A 10886-nucleotide genomic window follows, 5' to 3' on the forward strand; every position below is an offset into this window, starting at 1 on the left:
TCTCAGGCAGCCGTTCGAACCCATGATCCGCACCTCATCGCCCGACGTGGCAGAGGTAATACGAGATCGTGGTAGAGATTTTCGGGTCGATCGCCCGGCCAGGTAGAATATGTTCTACTTCGTCGAACACCTAGAGGCTGGACCGCAATCGTCCGGCTTTGGTCGCACTCCGCCCAAAAGTCCCAAGACCCCCTTCCCTAGAATCGAATGTGATTCGGTTTCCAGCGGAAAGGCCGTCCCACAATGCGCGAGGTTCCCCCGGTCGAGGACCTGGGCGAGGGGCTCTGGAGCATCCCGGTGCCCGTCCCCCACAACCCGATCGGCTTCACCTACGTCTACGTGCTCTCGACAACCGGTGGCCCCGTCCTCATCGACACCGGTTGGAACCACGACGACTCCTGGTCGGCCCTGGTCGACGGCCTGGCCCTGGCCGGTCACCGCGTCGACCAGGTCCGGGGCGCCGTCATCACCCACTTCCACGCGGACCACTCCGGCCTGACCGGCCGCCTACGCGAAGCCTCCGACGCCTGGATCGCCATGCACCCCCGGGACATCGCCATCCTGGCCAGGCAGGCGGGACACGGCCAGGAGGAAAGGGCCGCCACGATGATCGCGCAGATGACCCGCGCCGGGTTCCCCACCGAGGACATCGACGCCTTCCGCGCCTCCCCCACCGTCTTCCAGTCTCCCGCCACCCCCGACCTGGCCCTCCAGGACGGCGAGCGGGTCGACACGCCCGGCTCGGACCTGCGCGCCGTGTGGACACCCGGCCACACCCCCGGCCACCTGTGCCTGCACTTGGCCGACCGGGGCCTGCTGTTCACCGGCGACCACGTCCTGCCGCGCATCACCCCGCACGTGGGCCAGTTCCCCCTCGACGCCCCCGAGGGCGACCCACTCGGCGACTTCCTGGCCTCCCAGGCCCGCACCGGACGCCTGCCCGACGCCGAGCGACTGCTATGCCTTCCCTCACACGAGGAGCGCTTCACCGGGCTGCCCGAGCGCACACGAGCGATCACCGACCACCACGAGGAACGCCTGACCCGGATGGCGGAACTGCTCGACCGCGGCCCCACCACCCTGTGGGAACTCACCTCCGGCCTGGAGTGGCGGCGCCCCTGGGAGGACATGCGGATCCTGGCCCGGCACATGGCCGCCTCCGAGACCGCCGCGCACCTTCGCACCCTGGAGGAGCGCGGTCTGGCCAAGCGGGACGGTTCGACGGAGCTCCCCCGGTGGGCCACCACCACCTGAATCGACCACCCGGAATAGGATCCCCCTAGCCGAAGCCCGGCGCCGACCCCGAGTGAACTCGCGAGTAACATATGGGGGCGCCCAAACGGACCCGACGGCGGCCAAGGACGAACGGCGACTACCGGGCACGCGACCCAACGAAGAGGTGGACTCTTGACCCAGTCGGGCACAAGCACGGGACCGACCCCAAAGCCGTCCGGCGAACGCCGCCCCCTACGCGTCGCCCTCCTGTCGTACCGGAGCAAACAGCACGTGGGCGGACAGGGCGTCTACGTACGCCACCTGTCGCGCGAACTCGCCGCGCTCGGGCACCAGGTCACCGTCTTCTCCGGCCAGCCCTACCCGGTCCTGGACGAGGGCGTCACCCTGGAGAAACTCCCCTCCCTCGACCTGTACAACGACGCGAACCCCTTCGTCGCCCCACCCCTGCGCCAATGGCGCGACTGGATCGACGTCCTGGAGGTCGCCACCATGTGGACCGCCGGGTTCCCCGAACCGCTCACCTACTCGCTGCGCGCCAACCGCGAACTCCGCCGCCGCCTCGACGAGTTCGACGTCGTCCACGACAACCAGACCCTCGGCTGGGGCCTGCTCGGCATCAAGTCCGCCGGACTGCCCCTGGTCACCACCATCCACCACCCCATCAGCGTCGACCGCCGCATCGAGATCGCCGAGGCCAAGGGCCTACAGAAGCTCTCCAAGCGACGCTGGTACGGATTCGTGAAGATGCAGGCCCGCGTCGCCCGCCGCCTGGACCCCATCCTCGTACCCTCCCAGTCCTCCGCCGACGACATCACCCGTGAGTTCGGAGTCGACCCCACCGCCATGGAGGTCACCCCGCTGGGCGTGGACACCCGCTACTTCCACCCGCGCCCCGACGTGGAACGCACCCCCGGCCGCATCGTGTGCACCGCCAGCGCCGACAGCCCCCTCAAGGGCGTCACCGTCCTGCTGCGCGCCGCCGCCAAACTCGCCACCGAACGCGACGTCACCCTGACCATCGTCAGCAAGCCCCGGCCCGGCGGCCCCACCGACCGCCTCGTCGACGAACTCGGCCTGCGCGACCGCATCGAGTTCGTCAGCGGCATCGACGACGAGGAACTGGGCCGCCTCATCGCCGGCGCGCAGGTCGCCGTCGTCCCCTCCTTCTACGAGGGCTTCTCCCTGCCCGCCGTCGAGGCCATGGCCTGCGGCACCCCGCTCATCGCCAGCCACGCCGGCGCCCTGCCCGAGGTCGTCGGCACCGACGGCGACGCCGGCCGCCTCATCCCCCCGGGCGACCCCGACCTCCTCGCCGCCGAACTCGCCTCCCTGTTCGACGACGACGCCGAACGTGAGCGCATGAGCGCCGCCGCCTGGCGCCGCGTCCAGGAACGGTTCACCTGGAAGGCCGTCGCCGAGCTCACCGCGCAGCGCTACGCCTCCACCATCACCGCCGTCAAGGGGACCACCCCCGACGGGGACCACCGCCCCGCGCCCGTGCGGGCCCGCGCGAACGGCGCCTGACCCGCAGCACCATCCCTAGGGAGCCTCCACTGATCACCGTCGACTTCAACCTGTTCCCCGTCGGCCCGGGCCACCGCGTTCTCGACCTGGGATGTGGCGGCGGCCGCCACGCCTTCGAGATCTACCGCCGCGGCGCCGACGTGGTCGCCTTCGACCAGAACGTCGACGACCTCGCCGAGGTCGAGACCATGTTCGCCGCCATGGCCCACGAAGGTGAGGCGCCCGCCTCCGCCAAGGCCGAGACCGTCAAGGGCGACGCCCTCGACATGCCCTTCGACAACGACTCCTTCGACCGTGTCGTCGCCGCCGAGATCTTCGAGCACCTGCCGCACGACACCGCCGCCATGAAGGAGCTGTACCGGGTTCTCAGGCCCGGCGGCATCGCGGCCATCACCGTGCCCAGCTTCCTGCCCGAACGCATCTGCTGGGCGCTCTCGGAGGAGTACCACACCAACGAGGGCGGCCACATCCGCATCTACACCCGCGCCGAACTGGAGGCCAAGCTCAAGGCCACCGGATTCGAGATCGGCCCGCACCACCACGCGCACGCCCTCCACGCCCCCTACTGGTGGATCAAGTGCGCCGTGGGCACCGACAACAACGACCACCCGGCGGCCAAGGCCTACCACGACCTGCTCGTCTGGGACATGCTCCAGGCCCCCAAGGTGACCCGGATCGCGGAGAGACTCCTCAACCCGGTCATCGGCAAGAGCGTCATCGTGTACGTTCGCAAGCCGATCACGACCGACGTGTCCGACTGATGGCCTCCGCACCCGCGCCCAGCGACCCCGACGCCCTGCACCTGCCCGGAGTCCTCAGCACCGAACAGCTGTACCGGTCCACCGACTACCTCGTACGCGCCCAGGAGCCCGACGGCGCCATCCCCTGGTTCCCCGGCGGTCACGCCGACGTGTGGGACCACGTGGAGTGCGCCATGGCCCTGACCGTGACCGGGCTGACCGTGCCCGAACACGCCGAGGCCGCCCGACGCGCCTACCGATGGTTGTCGAAGAGCCGCCATCCAGGCGGCGGTTGGCCCGCCAAGTTCCGGCAGGGAACGCCCGTCACGAGTCTGCGCGAGGCCAACCACGCCGCCTATCCGGCCGTGGGTGTGTTCCACCACCTGCTCACCACCGGCGACACCGTGTTCGCCGAGGAACTGTGGCCGACCGTCGAGAGCGGGTTGGAGTTCGTACTGACGCTGCGCGGCGACCACGGGGAGATCCTGTGGGCGCGGGGCGAGGACGGAACGCCCGGCGACCACGCCCTGCTCACGGTCTGCTCCAGCGTGCACCACGCGCTGCGCTGCGGCGCCGCGCTGGGCGCCCGGCTGGGCAGGGAACGCCCTGGATGGGAGGCCGCCGCCGACCGGCTCGCCGTCCTCATCAACGACCGTGAGGAGCTGTTCGCCGACCGCTCCCGCTTCTCGATGGACTGGTTCTACCCGATCCTGGGCGGAGCGGTCCGCGGTGAGGACGCCAAGGCCCGCGTCGCGGAGCGCTGGGACACCTTCGTCGTGCCCGGCCTGGGTGTGCGCTGCGTGAGCGACCAGCCGTGGGTGACCGCGGCGGAGTCCTCCGAGCTGGTGCTCACGCTGACCGCCATGGGCGAGACCGACGCCGCGATACGCATCCTGCGGGAGATCCAGCACCTGCGCGACCCCGACGACGGCGTCTACTGGACCGGCTACCAGTTCGCCGAACAGGTGCGCTGGCCGGTCGAACGCAGCACCTGGACGACCGCCGCGGTCGTGCTGGCCGTGGACGCGCTCACCCGCACCACGCCCGGTTCCCGGGTGTTCCTGCACAGCTGGGACACCGAGCCGGTGGTGACCTGAGGATCCACCCCTCCCACACGGCGGAGAGGGCCCCGTACCGATGCGGTACAGGGCCCTCTTCCCGTGAGAGCGCTAGCCGTCTTCACTACGGGTCGACGGTGGCATCTCCGGGATTCCCGGCTGCTCCGGGACGCCCGGCTCCTCCGGCTCCTCCGGAATCTCGGGGATCTCCGGTTCCTCCGGGATCTCCGGAATCTCGGGTTCCGGCGGTTCCTGAGGCTCCTGGGGCTCCTGAGGTTCCTGCGGTTCCTGAGGCTCCTGAGGTTCCTGGGTGGCCGGATCCGGCGCCCAGTTCTCCGTGGTGCCATCGAACGCCGGGTCCGGGAACGAACCGCGCTCGTACCCCTCCATCGCGCGGGTCATGTACGAGTTCCACATCGAGGCCGGCAGACCACCACCGGAGATGTTGTGCCCCGGGATGCTGAAGCTCTCGTTGTTCCCGCTGTACACGCCCACCGCCGTCGACAGCTGCGGGGTGTAACCCACGAACCAGGCGGCGACGCTGCCGTCGGTCGTACCGGTCTTACCCGCGACCGGGTGGTCCCACAGTCGTGCCGCCGTACCGGTGCCGCTGTTGACGACCCCTTCCAGCGCGTGGGTGACGTCCGCGGCCGTGGTCTCCTCCAGGGCACGGTTCTCGACGACCTCGGGGCGCTCGTTGTCGCCCGCCTGGTTCACGACCTCCTTGACGACGTGCGCCTCCATGTGCACACCGCCGTTGGCGAAGGTTCCGAACCCACTGGCCTGGTCGACCGGGCGCACGCTGCTCGCTCCGAGCGGCATGACCGGCACCAGCTGGTTGTCGGCGATGCTGCCCTCGGGAAGACCCACGTCGTAGGCGGTCTGGCGGATCTCCTCGAAGCCGACCTCCTGCGCCAGCTCGACGAAGCCCAGGTTGTTGGAGACCTGGGTGGCCTGGGTCAACGTCATGACCCCGCCGGGAGAGTTGCCCGCGTTCTGCACCCGGGACCCTTGAACGTCCCGCGGACCGCGACCGTCCACGGTGGAGTTCAGGCCGTAGCCCTGCTCCAAAGCGGTGGCCAGCACGTACGGCTTGAACGCCGAGCCGGCCTGCGCGGCGCCCAGGAAGGCGCTGTCGTACTGGTTGGCGACGTAGTCGTGACCGCCGTAGAACGCCTTGACCTCACCGGTGGCGGGGTCGATGGTGGTCAGACCGATGTTGACGCCCTCGGGAAGGTTCTCCGGAGGCACCATCGCCTCGACCGACTCATAGGCCGCGTCCATCATGTCCTTGTCGAAGGTCGTGACGATCTTGTAGCCCTGCCGGTTGATGTGGTCCTCGGTGTAGCCCAGACGCTCCAGTTCGCTCAGGGCCTCCTGGAGCATGTACCCCTTGTAGCCACTGATGTCGGCGCCGTCCATGGGCTTCTCCGGCTCAGGGGCGGGGAACTCCATCTGGTCGGCCTCGGCCTGGGTGATGGCCTCGGTCGTGACCAGACCGTTGATGACGTACTGCCACCGGTTCTCCATCGCCGGCGTGGTCTCCACGTCGGCCTGACCGAAGCGGGTCGGCTGTTGGATGGCGGCGGCCAGGAAGGCGGATTCCTCCGCGGTGAGCTCGTCGACGTCCTTGTGGTAGTACGCCTGAGCGGCGGCCTGGATACCGTAGGCCTGACGACCGAAGTAGATGGTGTTGAGGTACTGCTCCATCACCCACTCCTTGTCCTCGTTCTGGTCCACCTTGATCGCGATGATGATCTCTTGGACCTTGCGGGCCACGGTCTGTTCCAGGGACACCCCTTCGTAGTAGTTGCGCACCATCTGCTGGGTGACGGTCGAGCCACCCTGCACCTGCTCGCCGGTGATCGTGGACCACACCGCGCGCGTGGTACCGCTCAGCGAGACACCGGGCTCGGTCCAAAAGCCCCGGTCCTCCGCGGAGATGACGGCTTCGACGACGTGGTCGCCACCGGCGACCATCTCCTCGTAGTCGACCACATCACGGTCCGTGCCGCGATAGGCGAACTCCGTCTCACCATCGGCGAAGTAGAACGTCGACCCCTGCTCGACCGCGTCGGCCTTGGCCGCGTCCGGGATCTCCACCGTGGTGTAGAAGAACGCGAACACACCCGCGCCCGCGATGATCATCAGACCCGTGACGATGAGGAACACGCGCAGGATGCGCCACCACAGCGGCTTCTTGGTCTTCGGCTTCTTGCCGCCCTTGGCCTTGTCGCCGGGACCCTTCGGTCCACCGGGGCCGCCGGGTGGGCCCTTGGGACCTCCGGGGCCGGTCGGACCACCGGGTGCCGCGGCCTGAGCCGAGGCGGGAGCGGCGGACGCTCCCGCGACCCCGCCCGCGGCCGCTGCGGCCGTCGCTGCGGCCGCGGTGGAGGCGTCGTCCTTCTCTGCCTCTTCCCTGGCCTTTTCCTCGCGCTCCGACGTGTAGTCGGAGAACCGTCGAGGCTGCGGCCACATCTCGTCATCGGCCGACGCCGCCTCATGCTCGGCGGTCCGGTCGGTGGCCTCGGGCTTCTCTTCCGGCTGCTCATCCGGGAGAGAAACGAACGCGGTGGCCGCCACCGCGGGCATCGCCTCGGTCGGCTTCGCCTCGTCCTCGGAGTCCGGCTCGTCCTCGGGTTCGGTGGTCGCCTCCGCGGCGGCCACCGGAGAGTCCACCCCGTCCGGCCCTTCAGGACGCTGAGAGCCCTCAGGGCTCCCAGAAGCCGGGGCGGGCGCGGGAGCGTCTTCCTCTTCCGCTGACCCCTCCTGCTCCTCCGCGTTCGCCTGAGAGAGGTTCGGGAGCGGGAAGACACCGGTCGCCTCATTGTCGGGGTCCTCGGCGCGGGCGTTCTCCGCCGCCTCGGTAGCCACCTCCTCGGTCTCCTCCTTGTCCTCCTTGTCCTCTGCCGCGAAGGGGGCGGCGGAGGTGGAGGACTCGGAGTCCGATTCGTTTTCGTCTTCGGCTTCGGCCGTCTCGGCCGTCTCCGAGTCGGTGCTCAAATCAGAAGAGGGCACGTCGTCCAGGCCGTAACCCTGATCGGCCAAAGTCTTGGCCACCCGGTCACGGAAGAACGTGCCACTGGTCTTGAATGCGGCGGCCCCGCCAACGATGAATTCCGGCTCAGGAGTGTCATTCCCTCCGGAATCCCCCTCCGATTTGTCATCATCGGTAGCGGGGACATCACCCTGGGGCGTCGCCTGACTGGACAGCTCCTCTGCAGAGGTGTCGTTCGTCTCCGGCGTATTCGAGTCGGGACGCTGTCCATCCGTCCCGCCGTCGCCGTGTGTGCTCTCGCTCAGCTCCCCGCCCCCATGGCAAATCACGTCCGGCACCGTGCCGTCCTGGTGTTTGACGCGCGAGTGCCCCTGATCGGTTCAGTTCGAGTCAGGACTGAAGCGGTATCCCGGGGAAAATCGCCACCATCATCGCTCCACCCTCACCGTCACGATACCCGCCCGTAACTGTGTCAAGGCCGAATCCGTAACCGCCCGGTGACTTCTTACCAAGGGCTTACCCTCACCCCGCGTGTCACATGGTGTTCGATGAATCACCCCGTGCTCCAAGGGGCGAAGGACCCCTGGAGCCACGAGAACCACGTCGGATCAGGAGGTACGTTCCAACACCCGCATGGAACCGACCACGCGGACCTCCTTGAACCGTCCGGTCTCCAGAGCACGGCGGTAGATGTTGTAGGGCGGACGTCCCCCGTCCTCCGGGTTCGGGAAGACGTCGTGAATGACCAACGCGCCACCGACCGCGATGTGCGGGGTCCAACCCTCATAGTCGTTCTGGGCGGCCTGCTCACTGTGGCCACCGTCGATGAAGAGCATGCCCAACTCGGTGCCCCAGACGGCCGCGACCGCCGTGGACGCCCCCGCGATCGCGATGACCTCCTCGTCCAACCCTGCCCGCGTGATCGTACGTCGGAAGTGCGGAAGTGTGTCGAACTTCCCCGTCTCCGGGTCGATCAGGGTGGCGTCGTGGTACTCCCAACCCTCCTGATGCTCCTCCGACCCCCGGTGGTGGTCCACGGTGATGACCTTCGCCTCCGCCACCCGAGCCGCCGCACCCAGGAACACGGTGGACTTCCCGCAATAGGTCCCGATCTCCACGATCGGCCCCCGGCCGGCGTACTCCACAGCCGTCTCGTACAGGGCCAGGCCCTCATCCGTGGGCATGAAGCCCTTCGCCGCTTCAGCGGCCGCCAACAGCTCCGCCGGGATTGTCTTCGTCATCCGGAGATTGTCCCATTCCCCACCCCCTACTCCCCCACCCCGACCCCGTCATCCACAGGCGGGGAGTTGGGGGTGGTGGTGGGGTTGGTGAGCGTGATCCCATCGATCTTGGGGGAGCCGCTGGTTTCGCCGGTTTCGTGCTGCCCAAGGTCTCCTGGTGGGGTGCCTGGGGTTGGGAGTCTTGGGGTTGTTGGGCGGGGCGGGGGTGGGTTGGTGGGGCGCCTCGGGTAGAGAATCTTCCGGTTGTTGGGCGTTGCTCGGGTGGGTTGGTGGGGCGCCTGGGGTCGAGAGCCTGCCGGTTGTTGGGCGGGGTGGGGGTGGGTTCTCCCTCCTTCCCCGCCGCGTGATTGTTGCCGCCCGCACCGCACGCGTCAAGGCAATGTTGAGTTGCGCATCAGCGTGGTGGGTGGCCTTGACCCGTACGGCACGGGCGGCGGTTTGGCGGCTATCGGGGAAGGGGGGAGAGTGGTTGGGGTCCCAAAGGGCCCTGTGGGCCTGCGGCCCACTCCGGCCGCAGCCGGCCGGATGCCTTCCCCTCCCTCTGGTGTCCTCGTGGGCCGCGTCGCCACTACGTGACGGGTCCGGTCACGAAGGACCCGCTACAGGTGGGGTTCGGGGCGAGGCGCGTCCCCGCGGTGGCTGGCTCTGGTCTTTTCAGCGATGATCTTGCTCGTAGCGCCATGTTGGGCGCCCAACATGGCGCTACGGACAAGATCGTTTCCATTCAGAGCCCCTTCCCTCGAATTCGCCAGGAGTATCTCCGTGATAGACGGATCCGGCCATAAGGAAAAGGGGTTGCGGGTAACCCGAAACAGGGGTCCTCGTATGGTATGAATGCTGGCCCCAGAATTCGGTCAATAAACTCGCGGGTAGGCCTGCCGTTCTTGGGGGTGTTCGCATATAATCAGAGTATGAGCTTTCCTCCCCACGCACCGCGCCCGGCCGGGAACACCCCGGTCGATAAGGCGATGGCGGGTGCGCGGGAGATGGCGGTGGAATTCTCCGGCCGGGATATCCCGTTCGGGTGCGAGGGCGATGTGCTCGCACAGTTTCGCCGGCTCAACCAGGAAACAGACCGGATCCGCTACGGGATGTTGCCCGCCCTGGCCCGTATGGAGGCCACCGGTTCTCTGTTGGAAGAGGGTGGCCAGCGCAGTATCCAGGCGTGGATCACCCACCAGTGGGGGACCTCCCCGGCCGAGGCCAAGAGCCTTGCCACCCTCGCCCGCGCTTTGTACAAGCAGCAACTGCCCTTGGTGGAAGAAGCCTTCCAAGGTGAGGTCTTGTCGCTGGGTGAGGCGTGCGCCATCGCGACCTCCACCGAAAAGGCTGTGGGTGAGTGGGCGAAAGTCCTGGAAACGGCGGATGAGGAATTCCGTGCCCAGCGTCCTTCGGTGGAGGGGTTTCGGGCCCGGTTGGAACTCGGGTTGATCGGTTTCAAGGCCGAGTGCCCGCAGGCTTCGGTGCGCCAGTTGCGGGACGCGGCGAAATGGTTCGTCGCCCGCCTGGACCCGGATAAGGCCGACCGGGACTACGACGAAACGTTCGAGAACCGGGGCGCCCAATTCTCGCCCACATTCGAGGGTGGGTTCCTGCTGCGGATGTGGGGGCCTGGGGCCGACCACGAGCTGATCCAGGCCGCCCTGGAGGCCTACACCGAACCGTATGGGCCGGAGAACGCGGCGATGCCGAAGCATCAGCGAGTCTATGACGCGATGATGCGGATCTTCGAGACCGCTCTGACCCACCGGGGTTGCTCCAGCCTGAGCCGCCAACCGTTGGCCACGTTGAACATCACCGTCCCCCTCAAACGCTTCCTCGGAGACGGCACCGCAGAGCCCGCCACCACCGAGGATGGTGTGGTCCTCCCCGATCAGATGGTGGCCCGTTTGACCCCCCACAGTTGGTTGCGCCGGTTCCTCACCGACGAACAAGGCCGCACCCTGCTGGACGTGGGGCGAAAGCAGCGGTGCGCCCCGGACCCGGTCCGCCAAGCGGCCGGGTTCAAGAAGCCCTACTGCGAGTGGCACCAGGGCTGCGACATGCCGCGTAGCTGGTCGCAGTACGACCACATCGTCCCCTTCTCCCA

Annotated in this window: 7 protein-coding genes; 5 read left to right on the forward strand and 2 right to left on the reverse strand. The window is 68.2% G+C overall.

Annotated elements, in window-relative coordinates:
- Positions 1-243: 243 nt before the first annotated feature.
- From ABZ717_RS24530 to ABZ717_RS24545, 4 genes are all read left to right on the forward strand, one after another.
- The gene (locus ABZ717_RS24530; RefSeq protein ID WP_358514423.1) at positions 244-1254 is read left to right on the forward strand and encodes an MBL fold metallo-hydrolase; all 1011 of its coding nucleotides are present in this window, start codon (positions 244-246) and stop codon (positions 1252-1254) included.
- Between the two features lie 153 nt (positions 1255-1407).
- Complete coding sequence (locus ABZ717_RS24535; protein WP_358514425.1) at positions 1408-2760, forward strand: glycosyltransferase family 4 protein; 1353 nt, start codon at positions 1408-1410, stop codon at positions 2758-2760.
- A gap of 29 nt (positions 2761-2789) precedes the next feature.
- Positions 2790-3521, forward strand: a complete 732-nt coding sequence (locus ABZ717_RS24540) for a methyltransferase domain-containing protein (protein WP_358514436.1) — start codon at positions 2790-2792, stop codon at positions 3519-3521.
- The gene (locus ABZ717_RS24545; protein WP_358514427.1) at positions 3521-4597 is read left to right on the forward strand and encodes a prenyltransferase; all 1077 of its coding nucleotides are present in this window, start codon (positions 3521-3523) and stop codon (positions 4595-4597) included. The genes ABZ717_RS24540 and ABZ717_RS24545 overlap by 1 nt, the downstream gene beginning before the upstream one ends.
- Positions 4598-4669: 72 nt before the next feature.
- Here ABZ717_RS24545 and ABZ717_RS24550 read toward each other — a convergent pair whose 3' ends face one another.
- Positions 4670-7894: a transglycosylase domain-containing protein gene (locus ABZ717_RS24550; protein WP_358514429.1), complete on the reverse strand. Its 3225-nt coding sequence runs from the start codon at positions 7892-7894 to the stop codon at positions 4670-4672.
- Between the two features lie 270 nt (positions 7895-8164).
- Positions 8165-8797 carry a class I SAM-dependent methyltransferase gene (locus ABZ717_RS24555; protein WP_358514431.1) on the reverse strand — a complete coding sequence of 211 codons (633 nt, stop codon included), beginning with the start codon at positions 8795-8797 and terminating at the stop codon, positions 8165-8167.
- Positions 8798-9708: 911 nt separating this feature from the next.
- Here ABZ717_RS24555 and ABZ717_RS24560 point away from each other — a divergent pair.
- A partial coding sequence (locus tag ABZ717_RS24560; RefSeq protein ID WP_358514433.1) for a DUF222 domain-containing protein occupies positions 9709-10886 on the forward strand: 1178 nt, incomplete at its 3' end.

Origin of the sequence: Nocardiopsis sp. NPDC006832, from assembly GCF_040635885.1 — a bacterium.
Lineage (GTDB): Bacteria > Actinomycetota > Actinomycetes > Streptosporangiales > Streptosporangiaceae > Nocardiopsis.